Below are 20,978 nucleotides of genomic sequence, written 5' to 3'. Positions count from 1 at the left end.
CTTACAGATATTCAATAAACTTTACCAATTATCATTATTTTTTTCTTGCCACAATCACGCCATCACGAGTTGGATTAATAAATGCATCAAATTCTGGATCGTTAAAAATCAGTCGATTATGTTCTATAATTGCCTCAGTTGAATCCGAGACAGTATCAGTATAATTTTCCACCGCTACACGACCATGCCACAAAACATTATCAGCAATATAAAGGCCACCAGAACGGATTCTATTCTTCGCCATTTGCCAAATTTCAGGATAAGCACTTTTGTCAACGTCGTTATAACAAATATCAAATAAGCCATCAGTTCGAGTAAAGATATCCTGCGCCATGCCAACACAAAATTCTGTACGCTGCCATAAAGAAGCTGCAGAAAGATATTTTTCCGCACGCTCACAGTTGACTGGATCACTATCGCTACAGATGACACATCCATCATTCCTTACAGCTCTGGCAAACCAGTAGGCCGAATAACCATAACCACTACCAAACTCAAATACACGCTTTGCGTTAATCATTTTTGCCTGAGTTTCAAGAAAAATGCCAACCAAGCGATTAACAATGGGAAAATTTCTTAGTTTCGCAAATTCTTCCATCTCAATTAAAACAGGATGACCAGTTTGATTTACCAAACTCCACATATAATTTTCAATTGCTGGATTGACTGGAATAAGAATGCCTGAATTATCTTTATCTGGCGATCGTATATCCTTCATTCTATTTTCCTCAGTAATAAATAATTAATATCTGATAAATCACTTGGTAGCCATCAATACACATTCTTCACCCGAATTCTTGTCTGTTAAAAAAACCAAGCTTGCAGCAATCTGAAACCAGAATCCCCTCAGAACATCACACGTAGTGATCAAGAGATGCCCCTGTTTAATAGTTTCAGCTGATAGTGAACTGCTTTGACCAATTCCATCAGCACCAACCGGCGTAGTCCAGCAGTGCTGACGATGAAAGCCTGCTTTTTGTGAAATTTGGATCAGTGTCTTACAGGTAAACAGATGCAGATGCCTCGGCGGCTCAAGGCCGCGCCAAGTTGCACCAAACTTATGATGTCCATAGCTTTCCGCATTAGGAGTCAACAATACTAACAAGCCATTTTCTTTCAGCATATGATTGCGGCAAGTGGCCAATAAGGCAATCGGATCGTGCACATGTTCAATGACATGACTCATGATCACTGCATCATATTTCTCCGCCACCTCCATTGTTTCAAGCGGTCCCACATGCACATCAATACCTTTTACTTTACGCACATGCTCGGCGGCTACTGGATCAATTTCCTGCCCCGTAACATCCCAACCCAGTGCCTGTAGCCGCACCAATCTTTTTCCGCTACCGCAGCCAACTTCCAGCAACCGTCCCGACGGAATCTGGTCCAGATACATGCATTTATAACGCCGACGCTCAGCACGTAAACCCAATAAAAAGATGCTCATTGTATGCAAAATGGTGCGGGCTATACGCGCTGGTCGTGTTTGTTGCGCATTATTTGCTTGACCATGCGTATAGTAAGTGCGGTAAGCCTTACCGATCTCAGCTAACGTTGGCCTTGGGTCAAGCCAGATAAGACCACACTCGGGATCAGAGCATTTTCTAAAAGTCCATTTACCTGGTGCGCCAAAAAGGCAATCTACAAGATTGCGATAAAATAATATGCCATGCTTGCCACATAAATAGCAGACAGACTTAGCTTCCACACCAATCTGATCGGGTTGCGCTATCTTATTGTTCTCGACCACAAATATTCCCTGCTATTCATACTCTGTTCTGAAGATTTGTTTAAAACGGTAAATAATTATCGTCGTGTCCTTTTTTGCCAACTGATAGCAATTGCGGTAATTATTAGTAATAAAACTTGAGTTCTGCTAAAGATGATAAAAGTTTCCGTAAGCCCAGCCAGAAAAATATAACTTACCAAGCCCATCCCTAATATACCTAGCTGATTTTTCTTAAATATCTGATACCAGCTCAAAAGCAGAAATAATAACGTTATCATGCCTAGAATGCCGATGTGCATTCCAATCTCAATCCAGTCATTATGATAATGGGAAGTTTCCTGAAATTGCGGCAAATTTTTATAAATGCCATTTTTGTACGTTAGAATGACGCTTTCGAAATAGCGCTCAGGCGTACCTGTCCCGTGACCCAATAATGGGCGCTCAGCAATGCCATACAGACCGACATCCCACATGGCAAGGCGATAGCCTAAACTGGAACTGTAATCACCTTGTTGCAGTAATTCGATGTCACTTTTTACTTGCGCCCATCGATCCTGAAAAGCAGGACTGCTATAGGCGAAAATAGCAGTGATGCTAAACATCAATAGTAGAATACCGATAAATTTTCTAAGTTCCAGCTGAAAGCATAAGAAAACCAAAAATAATGCGGTTATCAGCGTAGCAATCAGGAAAATCCTGCCATTCTGATGAAACTGAACAAACAGCAACGCAAGCGCTACAATCCACAGCACAATTTGCAGCTTTCTGGCTTGACTCAAGCACGCTAGAGACGTAGCCACCACTACACCTATCCCGAGCATAGCTGAGAAACTCAGATAGGACATTCCGAGTAGCGGGATACCTTGATCCCCCCTTACAAGCCAATAATAAATACCTATAACTAAAACGCTAAAATAGCTCGTCAGTAATGCACCTGTCGCCCATGGCAAGCGTTCTTTATTCAGAAGGGAATATAATGGAATGAAGAGCAGCAGAATGTAGTACTTTAACCATTTCATCCGCCCATCTTCCGGTGGCTCACCCCATAACAACCCTAACAGCAAAAGCGTACTTAACAGAAGAATCGCTTGCACAAAGGGTTCTTTAACCATCTGATTCAATCGGCGCAAGCCGCCATCCATCAGCCAGGCTATTGCCAGCAACGGGAAGGAAAAAAGATTCCACCCACTATGCCAGAATCCCAGGCAGATCAAAACCAGCGCAAATCTGACCAACAATTCCTGCCATTTAAAGTGAGCTTGCATAAAAAACGGATTGGTATCTTAAAATTTCCTCTAAGCCTAACACTCTAAGCACAGCGATTATCGGATTTTCCGCAATCTCAGGCTACGCTATTCCACTTTTGGACTTGTAGTTTACGCATATGGACAAAGAAGGCTAACAGCGTGCGCAGCAAACCTGAGACTCCCGGCAATATCCAAACCCCGGTAATGCGCTTGTCCTCGCGGAACCAGCCACGCAACATCAGTCGCATGATCATTTTGACGCTGGCCGGACTGTTGCGCATTTGCAGACACGATAACCGTGATAATGGCAATGGCGTCAACCAATAAATACCTCCACCTTGCCGCAACACATGCTCGATTGCATCAGCAAGCTGAGCCGGTAGATCAGCCAATGTATATTGACCTGAGATCAGCAGAATATTTTGACGTGCTTCAGGATAACGCGAAAGATACAGTGCGCGATTACGTTGCACTAATGCGCGATACGCTCGTCCGCGTCCAAACGATGCCCCGCCTTCATGATGGATATGAGTGTCCGGATGCACGCCCATGTGCCACCCTTGCTGATCGAGTCGGCGCCCCAGATCGATATCTTCAAAATAACCGCGGCCGAATTGCGTATCAAATCCACCCATTGCAACAAACAGATTACGCCGAATCAGGAAGGCATAACCTTTAAAGCGATAAGTAGCAATATAGCCGCCCGACTGCCGTTGATAGCGATCGGCTTCACACTTGAAAAAATTATCATGCGCGGGACTGATAACTGCCAATTCTGGATCATCTGCAAGTGCCCTGCATAATAATGGCAGGAAATTTTCACAAATCTCAGTATCTGAATTGAGCACCAGCACCAGATCAGCATTAGAACGCGCCACTGCTTCGTTTACCGATTTCCCATACCCTTGATTCTGCGGCGCATGATAAATATGAATCTGCTGATAAGGCAGACGATTGAGCATCGCACGGGTTTCAGCGCCCGATGCATCGTCTTGAATATAAATAGTTCCTATCAATTGACCAAGATGAGCAATAACTGAGTCAATACAACGCCCTGTCTGCTCTGGCGCATTATAAACAGGAATAATGACATCAATAGACGGTGAGGCCGATTCATCCATACAGATTAAGCTCTTGCAAAAATCAGATACGCTTCTCCCCAGTTTCTGGTTGATCTTTGCTTGACTTCAAGACCTGCCTGTTTCATTAAATCAATCGCTTGATTCTGTTCCTCATCGGTACCCAGCTCAACGATAACAGATTTCAATGCAGGGTTCGCCAACACGGATGCTGCGCCTTTAAGAATGGAGATTTCTATGCCATCGACGTCGATCTTCATATAATTCGGACAGGGAAATTTCCACTTACCGCACAAATCATCCAAAGTCACACCAAACATACCCTGGACATGCGTCGCCGACATTTTCATATTCTCGATGTCTTCATGACCAAATTGCGATCGGTTCCCGCCCGGAATAAATTTGGGGATGTACAATTTGGAAAACTCACTTTGACCGGATACCGCAACACAATACGATAAAATATTTTTTCCCAGATTATTCAAAAAAATATTTTTGTTGAGCGCATAGTAGTTGTTGCTTTGCGGTTCAAACGCATACACCTGAATCTTGTCACCATATTTCTTAGCCGGATATAAGGAATACTGGCCGATATTGGCACCGATATCAAAATAACATGAACCTGGTTCAAAGCTATCTAACCAATCCAGGGTATCTGGCTCTTTGATGGAGTAAGTTCTGGCTCGCTTCAACGTACGCAAGTGGTCGATTGAAAGGAGTATGCGCTGATCTCTTACCTGTATACCTGCATACCCGCCTTTCAGTTTATACGCTGCCACAACCAATTCGTTAAGTATGTCTTTTGCTGACATCTGATCACTCTAGGAAGTTATTAAGTTAAGCTTCGATTGTTGCAAGGTGGAACATGACAAGCAACTCAACATGTCGCTTGCTCAAGCAAAGCTACATAGCGGGGTAACACGTCAGCATCTGGATAATCCAGCATTTCCTCCAAGAAACGCTGCCGATGTTCCTCAACATAAAAGGAATCACAACCATGGGTTAAAAAACCATTTATTTTCTCATACACGTCATCGCGGCATTTCAACTCCGTCTCCGGCATGTAATAAGCCACCGTTGAACAGCCCGCGATCAAATAATCAGCTGCTAATACCGGTTTTTTTGCCCTGACGGCTTCAAACACTACCGAGGTCGCCAAATCAATAATGACATCGGACCAGTTCATCAAATGAACCGAATGCGCATCATCACCGGCAATACGCACATTAGACAATTTCCTTATCGAGCTATCTGTCGTCAAAGACTGTTTCCAGCCGCTGCGCGTATGTGGCTTAATGATCAATTCCACGCCAGGAAATTCGGCAATCATATGCACCACTTCTCCCACTTCCTCCCAGAATGTTGTAAAGTTGGCTTTTCTCAGAAACATGACAATTTTAAGCTGACTGTTTGAACGAATGAGCGGCGAAGGCGGCATCAACCCCGCAAGTATTTTCAACCATTCTTCACAATACCGCGGTGAACCTAATACCGCAATATTCTTATCTTCCAAAAACGGACGGAAACGTTTGGCACATAGCTCATTAGGTACTACCAGCTTGTCAAATATCTTAGCCGTCGAGTAAGTAATATCCGGTTCCATGCGTCTTTCACCGCGGCGGATCAGCTGACTGGCGTGTGGACTATCTCCGTGCGGCAATGACACAGCGCTAAATCCTCTGCTTTTCGCCATCGCAACAACCACTTCTACCCATTCCACACAAATTACCGAATTTCGTTCAATCCAGTCAAAAGCCACCATTCCCTTGCCTTCGCTGCCAAAACTTCTATTTAGCAGATATTCAGCAGTATGCCGCCACAGCGGTTCACGCTGTTTTTCATCATAGCGTTCGGCCAGTTTCTCCGCCAACCGGCCAATAATTTTTATGCGCCTGACATTGCGCGTCAGAATAAGCATCTGCAAACGCCATTTTAAATATTCGGTCAGCGGAAACAGCTCGCGCATATGCGCTACGCGCACACCTTGCAGCTGACTTAAATATTTAATGCGAAAATCACGGCGGAATTGCGTAGAGCCGATCAGCACCACATCACATGAATGACCCGACTGAGTCCACTTGTAAATAACCGGAGTAACATGATCAATGTCGTTATAATGGCGGAGGAAAAAAAGGGCCTTCATAACCATGATAGAAGTACAAAAATATTCAGAACATGCAGCATCTCTATTATTTCCCTGTTTAAACAGAAGATTCCGTAAAACGCGCCATTTTACCTTGGCAACCATTCAATTACCAGCAGCATACCGGTCTGCGAAAAATAAAACTTTAACTTACAAGATATCGTTTAAATTTAACAATAAGTATTGCCCCAGAAACAAAAAAAACCTGATAATCAGCAGACCGCTTTTTGCCTAAAAATTTTTTGAGTAGTTAACAATTAATCGCACAACATTTCCATGAAAACAATCGCTGTAATACCGGCCCGCATGGGTTCATCGCGTTTCCCAGGCAAACCCATCGCGAAAATCTTGGGTCGCCCCATGATTGAACATATCTACAAACGCGTTGCCATGAGCAAATCACTCGATGCCACCTATATTGCTACCTGCGATGAAGAAATCCGGCAAGTTGCAGAAGATTTTGGCGCTTCTGTCATTATGACGGCCGATACTCATGAACGCGCCAGCGATCGTGTCGCTGAAGCAGTTACCCATATTGATGCAGATCTGATCGTAATGGTACAAGGGGACGAACCCATGACTCACCCGGATATGATTGATACAGCGGTTGCTCCCTTTCGAGATGATCTGCAATTAGGTTGCGTCAACCTGGTGCGCAGGATTGATCAGGAAGCAGATTATCTGGACACTAATACCATCAAAGTTGTGATGAATCAGCAGGGCGATGCTCTTTACATGTCACGTCGGCCTATTCCGACAATGGCAAAAACAGGCTTTGCCGATACTGCTGCTTACAAACAAGTATGCATTATTCCATTTCGCCGTGCCACGCTATTTCAATACACCCGTCTGACATCCACGCCACTGGAACAATTTGAATCTGTTGACATGCTGCGTCTGCTGGAACATGGTCTTCAGGTTAAGATGATCCCTACAGAATTTAATACTCAGGCAGTTGATACGGAAGCAGATTTGGCACGCGTTGCAAAACTGATGGAAACTGATCCGCTGCTCAGTCGCTACTAGGAATAGCAATGTCACTAAAATCAAAGTTGAGCCGGTCTGAATTGACCATTGGCTCATGGGTTACCTTGGGGCATCCATCAATTGCCGAAATCATGGCAGCCGCCGGGTTTGATTGGTTAGTGCTGGATATGGAGCACAGTGTTCTGGAACTCAATGAGGCGCAGGCCATTATTCAGGTTCTGGATGGCAAACAATGCCCGGCCATCGTACGCCTGACCTCAAACCATCCTGATCAGATTAAACGCGTGATGGACGCCGGCGCAACGGGTGTGATGGTACCGATGATCAAATCTGCCGCTGATGCCAAAGCTGCCGTGGATGGCGTTTATTATCCACCACGAGGGCAAAGGGGTGTCGGCTTGGCACGTGCCCAGGGTTATGGGGCCAGTTTCCCGACCTATCGGCAATGGCTGGAAGATAATGCAGTAATTGTCGTCATGATCGAACATGTCGACGCTGTCAGAGCCATTGATCACATTCTGGCTGTTCCAGGTATCGATGCTTATATCATTGGACCGTATGATTTATCCGGCTCGATGGGACGCCCCGGCGATCTGAATCATCCCGATGTGCAAAGTGCCATCACACAAGTTCTGGAAGCTGGCCGTCGCATCAACAAGCCGGGGGGCATTCACGTCATAGAACCGGATCCGCAAGCACTGCAACAACGCATTCAAGCGGGTTTTAATTTCCTCGGCTATGGTCTGGATATTCGCATTCTTGATTCCATCTGCCGCAATCATCTGCAACATATTCGCGCAACACTCAAAACGTCATGAATGCATTTGTCATCTCCACTTCCTCTTTTAATATAGACAACAACCCTGCTATTCAGCATCTGCTGCAAAAAGGCATGCGGGCAATCCCCAATCCATATCGGCGCAAGCTCACCGAGGATGAAATTATTGGACTACTGAATGACGGTGCGGTCGGCCTGATCGCCGGCATTGAACCATTGACTGAGCGGGTATTCCAATCCGCCAAAAAACTGAAAGTCATCTCGCGCTGTGGCACAGGACTTGACAGTGTTGATCTGACAGCGGCAAAAAATCACGGCATTACTGTTTTGAACACACCGGAAGCACCTGCGCAGGCAGTAGCCGAGCTCACCCTGGGACTGATACTGGCTTCACTTCGGCAAATCGGTCAGATTGATCAATCAATCCGCAAAGGCGAATGGCCCCGCACCCAAGGCCGTTTGCTGGCAGCGCAAACCATCGGTATCATCGGCATGGGGTATATTGGCCGGCGGGTTGCACGCCTGTGTCAAGCTTTTGAGGCAACTGTCATTGCACATGATCCGTATACCAATCAGATTCTTGCTGACGTCACTTTGATGCCACTGGAACAATTATTAGCCACCGCGGACATTATCAGCCTGCACATGCCTTATACACCTGACACGCATCATCTGCTGGACGCCCAGGCGTTCGCAATCATGAAGCCTGAAGCGATTGTCATCAATGCAGCGCGGGGTGGCTTGGTCGACGAAAACGCACTAGCGCAAGCCTTGAAAACCGGCAAACTCGCTGCCGCTGCGCTGGATGTATTCGAGCAGGAACCTTATCAAGGCCCATTAATCGAATCTAACCAAATTATCCTGACTTCGCACATCGGTTCACTTGCCAGAGAGTCGCGTCAGCGCATGGAAATAGAAGCAGCTGAAAATTTGCTGCAGGGTTTGATCAAAACAGGGTTAATCAATGATTGATAACGCAATATCTAATGAAATGGTTGTCGTATTTGGCGCCAGCGGCTTTCTGGGCAGCCATGTTGCCGATGCATTATCAGCCGCAGGCTACCGCGTGCGGCTGTTTGACCGTACTCCATCTCCCTATCTCAAAGGCAACCAGGAAATGATTGTTGGCGATATTATGAATCTCGATCAAGTCATTGATGCCGCCAAGAGAGCATCCATTGTGTATAACTTTGCCGCGATTGCCGACATTGATGAAGCGAACGACAAGCCTCTTCCCACAGCAACTATCAATGTACTGGGCAATATGCACGCTCTGGAGGCCGCACGCATCACCGGCGCGCGCCGCTTTGTATTTGCCAGCAGTGTGTATGTATACTCCGAATCCGGTTCTTTTTATCGAGCCAGCAAGCAGGCAGCAGAGCGCTTCACTGAAACTTACCATGAACGCTACGGCCTGGACTATAGCATCCTGCGCTACGGCTCGCTGTATGGTCGGCGCGCCGATAAGCGCAACGGCATCTATCGCATGCTGCACGAAGCCGTCGCGCACCATTCCATCACCTACAAGGGCAGTGGCGAAGCCATGCGTGAATATATCCATGTGGAAGACGCTGCCCGTATGAGCGTGCAGATACTCGCACCCGAATTCGCCAACCGGCACCTGATTTTGACAGGTCAGGAAAAACTGCGCATCAAGGATGTCATGACTATGATCTCGGAAATCCTGCCGTGGCCGGTTGAATTGCATTTTGACGAAGCCAATGCCGTGCATCACTACGAGATCACGCCCTATGCATTCCAGCCGCGCATTGGCCGCAAACTGGTGTTGAACGAACATGTCGATCTGGGGCAAGGCATTCTCGATTGCCTGCGGGAAATTCACCAGAATCTGCATCATAATGGTGAAAATGACGACGCCACGCCGATGACATCGGATAATCTGGCGTAACGAACGATTATGAAAAATTTTGACTGGCAGGCGATCATTTTTGATTTTGATGGCGTCGTGGTGGAATCCGGGGAAATCAAAACCCAGGCTTTTGCGGAACTTTATCGTCCGCATGGAGAAGACATCGTCGCAAAGGTGATGCAATTCCATACCCAGAACGGCGGGTTGTCGCGCTACCACAAATTCCGTTATTTTCAACAACATTTTCTGGCCAAGCCGCCCTTGACGGAAGCGGAAGAAAAAGAACTGGACCGGCACTTTTCTGAACTGGTGGTTGAAGCCATTATTGCAGCCGAAGCCGTGCCTGGCGCAATAGAACTGATCCGCCAGCAAGCCGGTAAAATTCCTTTATTTGTCGCTTCCGGCACACCGGAAACAGAACTCAAGGTCATCATTGAACGTCGGGGTTTATCTCCCTACTTTACCGAAGTGCGCGGCGCACCAGCGCTTAAAAAAACCATTATTTCAGAAATCTTATCTGCCCACGCACTCAAACCTGAAGCGGTGTTAATGATCGGCGATGCGATGGCAGATTTTGAGGGCGCAATTGCCAACGGCACCGCTTTTCTCGGTCGCGTACGGCCTGGTGACCTAAATCCTTTTCCCACCTATGTAGAAATTGTTCCCGATTTGCGCGGATTAGTCGTCTAGAATTGGAGTTCTCCAATGCAGAGAAATGTCTACCCGAATATCGAACACTTAAGCCAGGGCTTTGCCGATTTTGCAGCAACTACGCTGCAGAACACGCTAGCTCATAGGTCTAAAGCCACGCTAGTTGTTCCCGGCGGCAATACGCCACGCCATTACCTGCCTGAATTGGCAAAACACCGGCTACCTTGGGATCGAATCACCGTCACACTCAGCGACGAGCGCTGGGTCGATGTCACTGATGAGCAGTCGAATGAACATTTGGTGAAAAAATACTTGATGGCACACCTTCCGGCAAATACTCCGTTTGTTGGACTCAAAACCCAGCACAATAGTCCATTTTCTGCGATTGATGAAATTCATCAACGACTGAATAGCCTGCCACTGCCATTAAGCCTGACAGTGTTAGGTTTGGGAGAAGATGGACACATCGCTTCGCTGTTTCCGGGCATGAATTCGGATTTACTCTCGGCTCATCATTGCGTCGCCGTTGCGCCGCCCATTGCACCATCGCCGCGCATCAGCCTTTCGCTGGCGATGCTAGCGGGAAGTGAACAGATTGCGCTGGTGGTTACGGGTAAGGCTAAGCGGAGGTTGCTGGATCAATTGAATGTACATCCCGATCCGAAGAAGCTACCCCTAATATGGCTATTGCAACACGCTAATACAGCACTGACTGTTTTTGAGACAAATAATGTAAACTGAAAAAATATTTTCCATCGTAGGAATAATCTCTCATTGCATCGAGATAGTATAAACTGTAGACTAATTGGGCAGTTAGATAGCTTGGTACTTTTCTGTAATTCCTACAAAGCCTACAAAGGAGAAAGAAATGAAGAAAATTGCATTCATATTAACTTTGTCTCTGATACTTTTACCTTCTTTATCTCAAGCAACAACTCAAGCAACAATTTTTTCCGATGACTTCAATAAGGACGCTCTAGCTCTTAATCAAACCGTATTTAAGGGCGGATGGACAGTCAGTGGTGGCGCTGTCGATTTAATCGGAAAGGGTGATCCTTTCTTTGATTTTCCCTTGCTGTCAGGTAATGGACGTTATGTGGATCTTGATGGCTCTATGAATCAAGCAGGCTCATTCCAGAAAGAACTATCGCTAACTGGAGGGCAAGAATATAAGCTTACCTTTGATTTGGCTGGGAGTTAGCGCGGTAGCACTGAAGAGGTGCTTGTCGTTTTTGGCAGCGCTTTTGACGACTTTACGGTAAGGAGTGGTGATGACTTTTCAAGGGAAACTATTTCTTTTACACCCGGCGTCACTGACACTTACTCACTGATTTTCCAGAACGCTGGTGGCGACGATGTAGGTGCCGTGCTCGATAACGTCTCCGTAGTGGCTGTTCCAGAACCAGAAACCTACGCCATGCTATTGGCTGGGCTTGGATTGTTGGGGTTCACTGCACTTCGCAGGAAAACCAAAACTCAACTTTGATTAGCTACGTTTAAGATGACCCCGTTCTCGTAGCGGGGTTTGATTCAAGAAACCTTCCTACAAGAAGTTTATGAGGAAACAATTGGGCAAGACTTTTCTGATACCCTCAACAACTGTGAGTTGAGTTTTTATCAGTTAATCCATTCCTGCGACATTATCCTGAGCCTCCGATTCTATCGATAATCCATAAATCAGCACGGCTTTGATCACTTTGATGCAGATTCCCTCATCGTTTTTCCGTATGCCGCGCTTCTCGTATTAACTGTATGAATTAAAATAAAGAGAATTTTGAATGGGAAACGAGCATTTTTATTTATAATCGCTTCCAACAATATATAGATAATTTGATTTTTATATAATTATTATATATATTTTATATATATCATTCTAAATAGAGAGTAAAGACATGCCGGTCACAACTTTTAATATCGATGGAAAAATGGGAAAAACACTGGAAGAGTTGCAGGCCCATTTTGGAGCCTCTTCCAAAGCTGAAGTATTAAGAAAAGCGGTTGCTCTTCTGAAGATTGCCGCGGAATCTGAAGCAGAGGATGGGTCGATTACTATCCGCAAGGACGACAAGGATCAGAAAATAATCATCAAGTAACAGTCCGCCATGACGATCCACCTCGATCAAGAGGCTACTAAAATTGGTATAACGATCCTCGATCAAGAGGCTGCTCAACTTACTGGAGTCAGCGAGGAAACGAAGGCGCGCATTCGCAGCATGGATGCCGATACGCGGGCGCGCCTGTTGATGACGCTAGCGATCGTCGTGCTTTCCATTCTGCTGAATGTGGCAGTGATTTTTCTTGTTTGGCAAGCCTTTAGTGTTGATATTGTGCTGCTCAGAGAAAAGCTTATTCAGAATGATCAACGTCTGATAACGGAAAACGTGTTCATGTCGTTAATTGGCGCCACCGTTGTCCAGGTAGGAGTCACGCTTGTTGCCATTACTAACTATCTGTTCCCCAAAAATAACGGATAAAGCAAAATACAAAATTGAACGTAGCCTAATACACAACCTTTAACGTCTGATCTGGTGTTAGTTCAACCAGACAATTGAATCTGCGGCTATGTTCGTCTAAGGTGCGTTGCAACCAGCGTGCATCCTCTTCTGAAGTGTGATTTAACCTGAAGCGTTTAATCTGCATCGGTATCATTTCCAATCCAGCCAATTTTCCGGTAACCGGCTCGATACGTGCAAAATACATCAAGGATAAGTCACCGCGATAGTGCTCGTAACCACCGATGCCTTCATAATCGTTCAAGAAATCGCCGCATCCGTACAGGATGAGTTTTCCCTTATAAATTTCCAGACCAATCGGATGATGGGAAGAATGACCATGTAGCATATCAACTTCTGCAGAATCGATGAGCATGTGGGCGAAATTGATGTGTTCCTGGGAAATCTCATACCCCCAATTTCCACCCCAGTGTATGGAAAGCACCACCACATCACCGGGGTGTTTGATTGGATGCACGATCGCTGCGATCTGGTCAACCATCCTGCGAGAGAGATCAGGTAAGAAATACACCCCGGCTTTCCTGCTCTGGGCAGCCCACTCGCTTGGAATTCCGCTGGATTCTGTACCACAGGATAGCACAATGACTCTGCCTTTGGATGGCACATCCAGAATAGCTGGAGATTGCGCCTCTTGCAGGTCCGTACCTGCACCCGTTGCTTTGATATGAGCATCCCGCAGTGTGTCCAGTGTTTCCGTTAAACCAGCATATCCCCAATCCAGAATGTGATTGTTCGTCAAGACACAACAATCTATTTTTGCAGCGATAAGGCATCCGACATTTTTGGGATGCATCCGATAGTGGATGCCTTTGTTGGTCCAAAAATCACTGCTTGTGGTAATACTCGTCTCCAAATTGATCACGCGCACGTCGGCTCTCGCTTTTTCCAGCTCCACAAGCGCATCACCCCAGACGTAGTCGAAGCCGACCGGCTTGGGAATCGCACCACCCGTTTCTTCTCCCAATTCGACATAACGTCTTGCGTCCCTTACATAGGGCTCATACAACTCTGGATCGTTGGGATTGGGTAATAATTGATCTATTCCCCTTCCAAGCATCATATCACCACACAAAAATAGCGTGATGGGTGTTAACGATGCTGGTTTTTCAGAATCGGTTCTCGGAATCGTCAGGCTTCTGTTCAGTCCAGTCATTCCTGCGGCACCGCTTTTGGTCGTCGGTTGTTATCAATCGCCACATACGTCAATACGGCTTCGGTCACTTTGATGCAGATCTCCTCCCCGCCCTCACGCACACCACGCTGAGCATATACCGATACATCGACGGTAATTGAAGTGCGTCCTACCTTGATGATATCGGCATAAAAGCTGACGAGATCGCCGATAAACACGGGCTGCTTGAATACAAAAGAATTGACAGCCACCGTTGCAACCCGGCCGCGTGCGCGCCGGATAGCCGGAATGCTGCCTGCCAAATCGACTTGCGACATGATCCAGCCGCCGAAAATATCGCCCGCATAGTTGGTATCTGATGGCATCGGCACCATACGCAGTATGGGCTGCCCTTCAGGCAAAGCAGCATGAAGCGGCTGATCACCCGGTATGTTAAGCATTTTGGCCCATCTCAATCTTGTCTTTCAAATCGATAAAACGCCAGCATCCCCATCAAGTTCGGCAGAAATTTAACCAGCCGATCGTTATTCATCACCCGGCGTTCAAGGATGCGGGCGTTACATTGCTGACACAGCGCTTCGAAATCACCCAGCGTGCATAAATGAATATTGGGTGTATCGTACCAGTGATACGGCAGTGTTTTTGAAACAGGCATATGTCCAGAAATCACCTGCACGCGGTTTTTCCAATAGCCGAAATTGGGGAATGAGACAATACCTTCTTTGCCAACCCGCAATATTTCCTTAATAATGCCTTCTGTATGCCGCATGGCCTGCAGGGTCTGGGACAGAATGACATAATCGAACGAGTCCGACTCAAAGCCAGATAATCCTGCTTCCAAATCATTCTGAATCACATTGATGCCATTGCGAAAGCATTTGAGTAAATTGTCGTCGTCGATTTCCACGCCATAACCAAAGACATTACGCGTATCGCGCAAATAGCGCAGTAAGGAGCCGTCGCCGCAGCCCAAGTCCAATATTTTTGCACCGGGCTTGATCCACGCCGCAATGGCGGCAAAATCCGGACGTAGTGCAATAGTTGATGGCGCTGTTGTATCGTTCATGGTTAATTAATCGATTCGATCACTCAGGTAGAAATAGTGTCCATATAGGCCCGTACCAGTCGATGATAATGCGGCGTTGCCATCAGAAACGAGTCATGGCCGTGGCTGGTGGTGATTTCTGCATAGCTCACGTTAATTTTATTATCCAGCAATGCCTTGACAATTTCCCGCGAACGTTCCGGCGAGAAGCGCCAATCGGACGTAAACGATAAAATCAGAAAATTCGCCTTGGCAACCCGGAAGGCTGCACTTAAATCACCATCATAAGCATCGGCTGGATTAAAATAATCCAGTGCCTTCGTCATGAGCAAATAGCTATTGGCATCGAACAGATCTGCAAATTTGTCACCTTGATAGCGCAGATAGGATTCAATTTCAAACTCGACATCAAAGCCGAAAGAAAGCTCGCCGTTACGTAAATTACGTCCGAATTTCGTTGCCATTGAATCGTCGGAGAGATAAGTGATATGCCCCAACATGCGAGCCAATCGTAAGCCCCGTCTCGGCAAGGTGTTATACGCGTAATAATTGCCGCCATAAAATTCCTGATCGGTCATGATCGCCTGCCGGGCGACGTCATTAAAAGCAATATTTTGTGCGGTTAACTTGGCAGCCGCTGCGATTATCAGTGCATGGCGCACTTTTTCGGGATAATCCAGCGCCCACTGCATAGCCTGCATCCCGCCCAGACTGCCGCCGACGACCGCTGCAAACTGTTCAATTCCCAAATGCTCGGCTAACTGCGCCTGGGTTTCCACCCAGTCCTCTACCGTCACCACGGGAAAAGTCGCACCATAGGGCTTGCCAGTTTTAATATCAATGCTTGCTGGCCCGGTAGAACCATGACATCCGCCCAGATTGTTCACGCCAATGACAAAGAAGCGATTAGTATCAATGGGTTTTCCAGATCCCACCATATTATCCCACCAGCCAAGGCTTTTCTCTGTCTCGGCATACACGCCAGCCACATGATGGTTGCCTGAGAGCGCATGACAAATTAACACGGCGTTTGATCGTGCCGCATTCAATTGTCCGTATGTTTCATACACTAAATGATAGCTATCGAGCACCAGCCCGCTTTTCAACTGTAATGGCGTGCTGATCTGCACATACTGAGGTGTTATCACACCTACTGATTTCGAGTCTTGCATTTATAAAGGGAGTTCCGCAGAAAAAACCGAATGAATATATGGTTGACAATTATATCGCCAAAAAAACCGGCATACACTAGGGAAAACTCTGATCAAACTCATTAGTGGCTCAAAACCAATGTAATTCATTATTCGCGTTTTTCTAGTCGTTCAACTTTGCCAGCAATGCAGCTATTTTTTCTGGATGGTCCGTTTTGAGAATCTTGTTTACCAGTGGAATAATATCAGGCAAGTGGCTTTTTAAGATCTGGCTCTTCACATTCAATAACTGGGTCGGGTACATGGAGAATTGCTTCAAGCCGAGACCCAGCAACAATCGTGTAAACTGCTTATCACCTGCCATTTCACCGCAAAGCGATACCGGTACTTTGGCACGATTAGCGCTCTGAATGATATGAGAAACCAGCCATATAATAGCGGGATGAAATGAATCATACAGGTGTGCCACCGTATCATCTATTCGGTCAACAGCCAGGGTATACTGGATCAAATCATTGGTGCCGATAGACAAAAAATCCAGTTTTCGCATAAAAATATCCAGACTCAAAGCAGCCGCTGGAATCTCAATCATACCTCCAACTTTAATATGCTCGTCAAAATCTATTTTCTCATCCCGTAAGGTCTGCTTGGCATATTCAATCAGATGCAATGTTTGATCAATTTCCGCCACATTGGAAAGCATGGGAATCAAGATACGGACATCACCATACTTAGAAGCGCGTAAAATTGCGCGGAGCTGGACATGAAACATTTTCGGTTCTACCAGGCTCAAACGAATCGCGCGCAGACCCAGCGCCGGATTAACCGCCACCTGTGTTGTGCCTTTAAGATTCTTATCCGCACCAAGATCAAAAGTACGGATGGTAACCGGCTGTTTATGCATTTTCACTGCAACCGCGCGATAAGCTTCAAACTGCTCATCTTCACTGGGTGTATCGTCGCGATTCAAAAATAAAAATTCACTGCGAAACAAGCCTATGCCGGTAGCGCCACTTTCTTTGACTTGCGCAATATCTTCAGGCAGTTCAATATTGGCGTATAAATCGATGAGTGTTCCATCCAGTGTCACTGCAGCAACACTTTTAATCCGCTGTAACTTTCTCTTCTCCAGCTCCAACTGGCCTTGCCGCAGGCGATACTCATCCAGAACATATTTATCCGGATTGACGATGATGATCCCATGTGTACCATCCACAATCAGAGAATCATTTTCCAGAATTAACTGGTGCGCGTGATGCAGCGCGACGACCGAAGGAATATTTAAACTGCGCGCGACGATTGCCGTATGCGAAGTCTGACTGCCAAGGTCAGTGAGAAAAGCGGTAAATTGGTGCTGCTTGTACTGCATCACATCTGCAGGGCTCAAATCATGCGCAACCAGAATGCTGTCACCGGTGAGTCTCGATGCGATGGGTAAGTAGCCAGGATGTCCCAGCATCGCTTTGAGCACCCGTTCCACAACTTGCACCACATCGGCTTTGCGCTCGCGCAAATAAGCATCCTCGATTTCTTCAAACTGCACCAATAGCACTTGCATTTGCTGAATCAACGCCCATTCTGCATTGCAGTGAGTTTGCGCAATCATGCTACGAGTCGCTTCTGAAAGCGTCGGATCATCCAGGATCATCATGTGCAAATCCAGGAATGCACTAAACTCAGCGCGCGCACGACCATCAACCACTGATTTTTGTAACGCCTCGAATTCTTTACGGACCACCGCAAAAGCGCTATCCAGACGCGCAATTTCCTTATCCACCTGATTCTTGGGAACCAGATAGTGCATCACCTCCAAAGCAGCAGGGGCAGCTAGATGGGCATGCCCTATCGCAATGCCTTCAGATACGCCAATTCCATGCAGAATAAAGCTCATTCACCTTCACCAAAATAATTTTCAACCAATGCCACCAAGGCTACCATCGCTTCAACCTCATCATCGCCAGTCGTTTCAATCTGGATACGTGAGCCTTTACTGGCCGCCAATGTCATCACTCCCATAATACTTTTCGCATTCACGCGGCGATTGTTACGTGTCGCCCAGACTTCGCATTTGAATTGACTAGCCAGTTTTGTCAGTTTTGCGGATGCGCGTGCATGCAACCCCAGTTTGTTGACAATTTCCACTTCTTTAATTTGCATACCAAGATTCCACATTAATCATTAAATATGTACTACCCCATCCTGACCGCCGCTTAATCCTTTCTCAAGGACAACAGACAACGGCTCATTACGATAGGTCAGTACACGCACCAGCATCGGTAGATTAACACCTGTAACACACTCCACTTTACCGGGCTGCACTAGCCGGCTAGCGATGTTACAAGGCGTTGCACCCAGAATATCACTCAATATCAGCACACCATCACCGCCATCCAATTGTTTAATCAATGCGCGTGCTCGGGATAGCACAATATCAGGATCATCCTGTGGAAAAACACTCAAATGTATCAATTGTGGTGGTTTCATACCAACCACATGGCTTGCACAACGAATCAAATGATCCCCTAAATCTTCATGTGTGAGCACTAAAATTCCAATCATCTCGCTTTTGCCCTGTTTCTGCTTTCGATTAATCAATTCAAGAATTTTAGCATTGACATTGCTTAGATATGTTTGAGTTGTTATGGATCGATAAAAAAAGCCTGCTCGGCTTTTATTCAGCGAACAATTACTCAATAAATTCTATTTCAATTTTTGAATTAATAACCTGCAAATCAGTCTTAAGAAGAGAAAGTGTTGGAACATCCCTGTGCAAAATGGCTTAACGGTATATCATTTCGACTGGTAGTTAGCAGATGAAAAAGAGTGATCGAATTCTCGCGTTGCATAGAGCAGTTGAAGCTATGGCGCGCGGTGATTTCACACCCAGCATTCCTATTGCTGACGATGATATCGGCCATCTGGGAAAATCTCTCAGAAAATTATCATCTTATTTGCAGAAACAGTTTGATAAAAACCAATCGCTCTACAGGATCATGGTCGAGTGTAACCTCAATCTGCGCCTGATTGATGTACTGAACCATATTTATGAATCTTTTCAAGATCATTTACCTTATGACCGGATTAGCCTGGCCTTAATTGAAAATGATAAAAACAAGCTTAAATTGCATTGGGCTCGCGCCAATTACAGTAATCTTGAATTAAATACAGGCTACTCTTTCCCAATCACAGATAGTACTTTACAGAAGCTCATTGAAAGCCAGGAAATGCTGATTATTGATGATTTAAGCGCGTATCTGGAGAAGCATTCAGAATCCAATCTCATCCAGACAGCTACTAAAGAAGGAATTCATTCCTGTCTGATCTGTCCTTTAATCGCCACCGGAAAACCGATCGGATTTATTTTATTTTCTTGCCGCAAGAAAAATATTTACAAAAAACCCCACCGGGATTTATCCCTGCAAATCGCTAGTCATCTGGCTTTAATCATTGAGAAAACCAAATTATATCGGGGAATAAAACTGAACAAGCAACTCATCGCGCAAAAGAAATCACTGGAGCAACGTGTCACCCATGATGCGCTAACTGGCCTATTCAATCGGCCTGCCATATTCAATATCCTGCGTAAACAAATCCTGCACGCCAAACGAAGCGGTCTTGGAATCGCGGTTATCATGATCGATATTGATCGCTTTAAATCGATTAACGATACGTGCGGCCATCTGATCGGCGATGCGGTATTATGCGAGGTTGCCGAGCGACTAACCAGATCAGCTCGTTCTCATGAGTACATCGGACGCTATGGCGGCGAAGAGTTTCTGGCTATTGTTTCGCCCTATGATCAAGAAGGGGCTCTGAAAGCCGCCGAACGATTCCGCAATGCCGTAGCTTGCCAAGAAGTCAGCACTAATCAAATGTTTATTCCTGTGACTATCAGCTTAGGCGTTGCTATCAGCACGGAACAAGAGACGCTGGACGAAAACCTTCTACTAAAAAAAGCTGATGAGGCGCTTTATCTTGCTAAGCATAAAGGTAGAAATCGAGTTGAGTTGGCGAGTTTAAATGATAAAAAAGACGCCATGGATGCATGAATATATTTTTATAGCTACCCCAAGCCAAGTCCATTTACCCCAATGGATCATCACTACTCAGTTTTACCCAGCAATTTTCGGGATCAAGGATCATGTCGGGTGGTGTACTTCAGCCTGACCCTTTATAAAATATGGTGCGGCTGCGCCACAAAATGGTTCTATCTAATTCCAATTCTATTTCATAATTGAATTTATGATCCAAGGCCATGTAACGATGGATTGGACACATTCACGATCCTTTTCCATGTCATACAGTGCCGCTTCCAGGTGCTTTTCAAGTGCGTCCAGGCTGTCGAATACACGGTTATGGAATGATTTCTAACGTAACTCATCCCAAAGATTTTCAACAGGATTGAGTTCCGGCGAGCAGGGTGGCAGCATGAGTAAACGCAGATTAGGCGGAAGCTTCAGGGTGTGACTGCGATGCCACCCTGTACCATCAAGCACCAGGATAATCCGGTCATTTGGATGACGCGATGCTACTTCATCCAGAAATACCTGCATACCCAGCCATTACAAAGAGCATTGGTGGAAGAAACGAACTGGTGGCACTGGATGATGGCATAGAGCTGATTGCTTTTGACTATCAGGCACCAAGCTG

At 46.0% G+C, this 20,978-nt stretch carries 25 protein-coding genes; 11 read left to right on the top strand and 14 right to left on the bottom strand.

The window, feature by feature from the left end; translation table 11 throughout:
* Positions 1-34 precede the first annotated feature (34 nt).
* The 6 genes from BM021_RS08895 to BM021_RS08870 all read right to left on the bottom strand — a co-directional run bounded on the left by BM021_RS08895 (position 35) and on the right by BM021_RS08870 (position 6,201).
* Positions 35-718 (bottom strand): O-methyltransferase, encoded by a 684-nt coding sequence (locus tag BM021_RS08895; RefSeq protein ID WP_090720681.1) that lies wholly within the window; start codon positions 716-718, stop codon positions 35-37.
* A 39-nt stretch (positions 719-757) separates the two neighbouring features.
* Positions 758-1,753: a class I SAM-dependent methyltransferase gene (locus tag BM021_RS08890; protein WP_256207849.1), complete on the bottom strand. Its 996-nt coding sequence runs from the start codon at positions 1,751-1,753 to the stop codon at positions 758-760.
* A 56-nt stretch (positions 1,754-1,809) separates the two neighbouring features.
* Entirely contained in the window at positions 1,810-2,997 is a 1,188-nt protein-coding gene (locus BM021_RS08885; RefSeq protein ID WP_090720680.1) for an O-antigen ligase family protein, read from the bottom strand.
* A 77-nt stretch (positions 2,998-3,074) separates the two neighbouring features.
* Entirely contained in the window at positions 3,075-4,100 is a 1,026-nt protein-coding gene (locus BM021_RS08880; RefSeq protein WP_090720679.1) for a glycosyltransferase family 2 protein, read from the bottom strand.
* A gap of 5 nt (positions 4,101-4,105) precedes the next feature.
* The gene (locus BM021_RS08875) at positions 4,106-4,870 is read right to left on the bottom strand and encodes an FkbM family methyltransferase (protein ID WP_090720678.1); all 765 of its coding nucleotides are present in this window, start codon (positions 4,868-4,870) and stop codon (positions 4,106-4,108) included.
* 65 nt (positions 4,871-4,935) lie between these two features.
* Entirely contained in the window at positions 4,936-6,201 is a 1,266-nt protein-coding gene (locus tag BM021_RS08870) for a hypothetical protein (protein WP_177186347.1), read from the bottom strand.
* 276 nt (positions 6,202-6,477) lie between these two features.
* Here BM021_RS08870 and BM021_RS08865 point away from each other — a divergent pair, with 276 nt between their 5' ends.
* The 10 genes from BM021_RS08865 to BM021_RS08825 all read left to right on the top strand — a co-directional run bounded on the left by BM021_RS08865 (position 6,478) and on the right by BM021_RS08825 (position 12,961).
* Positions 6,478-7,227 (top strand): 3-deoxy-manno-octulosonate cytidylyltransferase, encoded by a 750-nt coding sequence (locus BM021_RS08865; RefSeq protein WP_090720677.1) that lies wholly within the window; start codon positions 6,478-6,480, stop codon positions 7,225-7,227.
* Between the two features lie 8 nt (positions 7,228-7,235).
* Positions 7,236-8,006 carry an HpcH/HpaI aldolase family protein gene (locus BM021_RS08860; protein WP_090720676.1) on the top strand — a complete coding sequence of 257 codons (771 nt, stop codon included), beginning with the start codon at positions 7,236-7,238 and terminating at the stop codon, positions 8,004-8,006.
* Positions 8,003-8,938, top strand: coding sequence for a phosphoglycerate dehydrogenase (locus BM021_RS08855; RefSeq protein ID WP_090720675.1), 936 nt, complete (start codon positions 8,003-8,005; stop codon positions 8,936-8,938). The genes BM021_RS08860 and BM021_RS08855 overlap by 4 nt, the downstream gene beginning before the upstream one ends.
* Positions 8,931-9,875 (top strand): NAD-dependent epimerase/dehydratase family protein, encoded by a 945-nt coding sequence (locus BM021_RS08850; RefSeq protein WP_177186346.1) that lies wholly within the window; start codon positions 8,931-8,933, stop codon positions 9,873-9,875. Before BM021_RS08855 ends, BM021_RS08850 begins: the two co-directional genes overlap by 8 nt.
* 9 nt (positions 9,876-9,884) lie before the next feature.
* Entirely contained in the window at positions 9,885-10,526 is a 642-nt protein-coding gene (locus BM021_RS08845) for an HAD family hydrolase (RefSeq protein WP_090720674.1), read from the top strand.
* Between the two features lie 15 nt (positions 10,527-10,541).
* Positions 10,542-11,228: a 6-phosphogluconolactonase gene (pgl, locus tag BM021_RS08840; protein WP_090720673.1), complete on the top strand. Its 687-nt coding sequence runs from the start codon at positions 10,542-10,544 to the stop codon at positions 11,226-11,228.
* Between the two features lie 127 nt (positions 11,229-11,355).
* Positions 11,356-11,688 (top strand): carbohydrate binding domain-containing protein, encoded by a 333-nt coding sequence (locus BM021_RS15760; protein ID WP_218147844.1) that lies wholly within the window; start codon positions 11,356-11,358, stop codon positions 11,686-11,688.
* Positions 11,689-11,706: 18 nt separating this feature from the next.
* Positions 11,707-11,973 (top strand): PEP-CTERM sorting domain-containing protein, encoded by a 267-nt coding sequence (locus tag BM021_RS16620; protein ID WP_371116314.1) that lies wholly within the window; start codon positions 11,707-11,709, stop codon positions 11,971-11,973.
* 406 nt (positions 11,974-12,379) lie between these two features.
* Complete coding sequence (locus tag BM021_RS08830; RefSeq protein ID WP_090720672.1) at positions 12,380-12,580, top strand: hypothetical protein; 201 nt, start codon at positions 12,380-12,382, stop codon at positions 12,578-12,580.
* 9 nt (positions 12,581-12,589) lie between these two features.
* A complete protein-coding gene (locus BM021_RS08825; protein WP_090720671.1) occupies positions 12,590-12,961 on the top strand; it encodes a hypothetical protein in 372 nt (123 codons plus the stop codon).
* Between the two features lie 25 nt (positions 12,962-12,986).
* Here the strand turns inward: BM021_RS08825 and BM021_RS08820 are convergent, their stop codons facing one another.
* The 7 genes from BM021_RS08820 to BM021_RS08790 all read right to left on the bottom strand — a co-directional run bounded on the left by BM021_RS08820 (position 12,987) and on the right by BM021_RS08790 (position 18,887).
* Positions 12,987-14,153 (bottom strand): CapA family protein, encoded by a 1,167-nt coding sequence (locus tag BM021_RS08820; protein WP_090720670.1) that lies wholly within the window; start codon positions 14,151-14,153, stop codon positions 12,987-12,989.
* The gene (locus BM021_RS08815; RefSeq protein ID WP_090720669.1) at positions 14,150-14,572 is read right to left on the bottom strand and encodes an acyl-CoA thioesterase; all 423 of its coding nucleotides are present in this window, start codon (positions 14,570-14,572) and stop codon (positions 14,150-14,152) included. The genes BM021_RS08820 and BM021_RS08815 overlap by 4 nt, the downstream gene beginning before the upstream one ends.
* 11 nt (positions 14,573-14,583) lie before the next feature.
* Positions 14,584-15,198, bottom strand: a complete 615-nt coding sequence (gene metW / locus BM021_RS08810) for a methionine biosynthesis protein MetW (protein ID WP_090720668.1) — start codon at positions 15,196-15,198, stop codon at positions 14,584-14,586.
* Positions 15,199-15,221: 23 nt separating this feature from the next.
* A complete protein-coding gene (locus BM021_RS08805; RefSeq protein WP_090720667.1) occupies positions 15,222-16,349 on the bottom strand; it encodes a homoserine O-succinyltransferase MetX in 1,128 nt (375 codons plus the stop codon).
* Between the two features lie 142 nt (positions 16,350-16,491).
* The gene (gene ptsP / locus BM021_RS08800) at positions 16,492-18,219 is read right to left on the bottom strand and encodes a phosphoenolpyruvate--protein phosphotransferase (protein ID WP_090720666.1); all 1,728 of its coding nucleotides are present in this window, start codon (positions 18,217-18,219) and stop codon (positions 16,492-16,494) included.
* On the bottom strand, positions 18,216-18,485 hold the full coding sequence (locus BM021_RS08795) for an HPr family phosphocarrier protein (protein WP_090720710.1): 270 nt from the start codon (positions 18,483-18,485) through the stop codon (positions 18,216-18,218). The genes ptsP and BM021_RS08795 overlap by 4 nt, the downstream gene beginning before the upstream one ends.
* Positions 18,486-18,506: 21 nt before the next feature.
* Positions 18,507-18,887, bottom strand: coding sequence for a PTS sugar transporter subunit IIA (locus BM021_RS08790; protein WP_090720709.1), 381 nt, complete (start codon positions 18,885-18,887; stop codon positions 18,507-18,509).
* Positions 18,888-19,141: 254 nt separating this feature from the next.
* Here BM021_RS08790 and BM021_RS08785 point away from each other — a divergent pair, with 254 nt between their 5' ends.
* Positions 19,142-20,377: a sensor domain-containing diguanylate cyclase gene (locus tag BM021_RS08785; protein ID WP_090720665.1), complete on the top strand. Its 1,236-nt coding sequence runs from the start codon at positions 19,142-19,144 to the stop codon at positions 20,375-20,377.
* A 318-nt stretch (positions 20,378-20,695) separates the two neighbouring features.
* On the opposite strand, the gene BM021_RS08780 is transcribed toward BM021_RS08785, so the two are convergent.
* Positions 20,696-20,881, bottom strand: a complete 186-nt coding sequence (locus tag BM021_RS08780; RefSeq protein WP_090720664.1) for a transposase — start codon at positions 20,879-20,881, stop codon at positions 20,696-20,698.
* Between the last annotated feature and the right edge of the window lie 97 nt (positions 20,882-20,978).

It is taken from the genome of Nitrosomonas sp. Nm166 (assembly GCF_900112825.1).
Classification (GTDB): Bacteria; Pseudomonadota; Gammaproteobacteria; order Burkholderiales; family Nitrosomonadaceae; genus Nitrosomonas.
Note: the sequence above shows the minus strand (reverse complement) of the source record. Positions and strands in the feature narration are given on the sequence as shown.

Excerpts from the sequence above, each read along its gene's own strand:
- BM021_RS08785 (WP_090720665.1), top strand. The coding sequence starts at position 19,142 with ATGAAAAAGAGTGATCGAATTCTCGCGTTGCATAGAGCAGTTGAAGCT.
- BM021_RS08855 (WP_090720675.1), top strand. The coding sequence starts at position 8,003 with ATGAATGCATTTGTCATCTCCACTTCCTCTTTTAATATAGACAACAAC.
- BM021_RS08820 (WP_090720670.1), bottom strand. The coding sequence starts at position 14,153 with ATGACTGGACTGAACAGAAGCCTGACGATTCCGAGAACCGATTCTGAA.
- BM021_RS08895 (WP_090720681.1), bottom strand. The coding sequence starts at position 718 with ATGAAGGATATACGATCGCCAGATAAAGATAATTCAGGCATTCTTATT.
- BM021_RS15760 (WP_218147844.1), top strand. The coding sequence starts at position 11,356 with ATGAAGAAAATTGCATTCATATTAACTTTGTCTCTGATACTTTTACCT.
- BM021_RS08885 (WP_090720680.1), bottom strand. The coding sequence starts at position 2,997 with ATGCAAGCTCACTTTAAATGGCAGGAATTGTTGGTCAGATTTGCGCTG.
- pgl (WP_090720673.1), top strand. The coding sequence starts at position 10,542 with ATGCAGAGAAATGTCTACCCGAATATCGAACACTTAAGCCAGGGCTTT.
- BM021_RS08850 (WP_177186346.1), top strand. The coding sequence starts at position 8,931 with ATGATTGATAACGCAATATCTAATGAAATGGTTGTCGTATTTGGCGCC.
- ptsP (WP_090720666.1), bottom strand. The coding sequence starts at position 18,219 with ATGAGCTTTATTCTGCATGGAATTGGCGTATCTGAAGGCATTGCGATA.
- BM021_RS08825 (WP_090720671.1), top strand. The coding sequence starts at position 12,590 with ATGACGATCCACCTCGATCAAGAGGCTACTAAAATTGGTATAACGATC.
- BM021_RS08860 (WP_090720676.1), top strand. The coding sequence starts at position 7,236 with ATGTCACTAAAATCAAAGTTGAGCCGGTCTGAATTGACCATTGGCTCA.
- BM021_RS08815 (WP_090720669.1), bottom strand. The coding sequence starts at position 14,572 with ATGCTTAACATACCGGGTGATCAGCCGCTTCATGCTGCTTTGCCTGAA.
- BM021_RS08790 (WP_090720709.1), bottom strand. The coding sequence starts at position 18,887 with ATGATTGGAATTTTAGTGCTCACACATGAAGATTTAGGGGATCATTTG.
- BM021_RS08865 (WP_090720677.1), top strand. The coding sequence starts at position 6,478 with ATGAAAACAATCGCTGTAATACCGGCCCGCATGGGTTCATCGCGTTTC.
- metW (WP_090720668.1), bottom strand. The coding sequence starts at position 15,198 with ATGAACGATACAACAGCGCCATCAACTATTGCACTACGTCCGGATTTT.
- BM021_RS08875 (WP_090720678.1), bottom strand. The coding sequence starts at position 4,870 with ATGTCAGCAAAAGACATACTTAACGAATTGGTTGTGGCAGCGTATAAA.
- BM021_RS08845 (WP_090720674.1), top strand. The coding sequence starts at position 9,885 with ATGAAAAATTTTGACTGGCAGGCGATCATTTTTGATTTTGATGGCGTC.
- BM021_RS08880 (WP_090720679.1), bottom strand. The coding sequence starts at position 4,100 with ATGGATGAATCGGCCTCACCGTCTATTGATGTCATTATTCCTGTTTAT.
- BM021_RS08870 (WP_177186347.1), bottom strand. The coding sequence starts at position 6,201 with ATGAAGGCCCTTTTTTTCCTCCGCCATTATAACGACATTGATCATGTT.
- BM021_RS08805 (WP_090720667.1), bottom strand. The coding sequence starts at position 16,349 with ATGCAAGACTCGAAATCAGTAGGTGTGATAACACCTCAGTATGTGCAG.
- BM021_RS08830 (WP_090720672.1), top strand. The coding sequence starts at position 12,380 with ATGCCGGTCACAACTTTTAATATCGATGGAAAAATGGGAAAAACACTG.
- BM021_RS08780 (WP_090720664.1), bottom strand. The coding sequence starts at position 20,881 with ATGCAGGTATTTCTGGATGAAGTAGCATCGCGTCATCCAAATGACCGG.
- BM021_RS08795 (WP_090720710.1), bottom strand. The coding sequence starts at position 18,485 with ATGCAAATTAAAGAAGTGGAAATTGTCAACAAACTGGGGTTGCATGCA.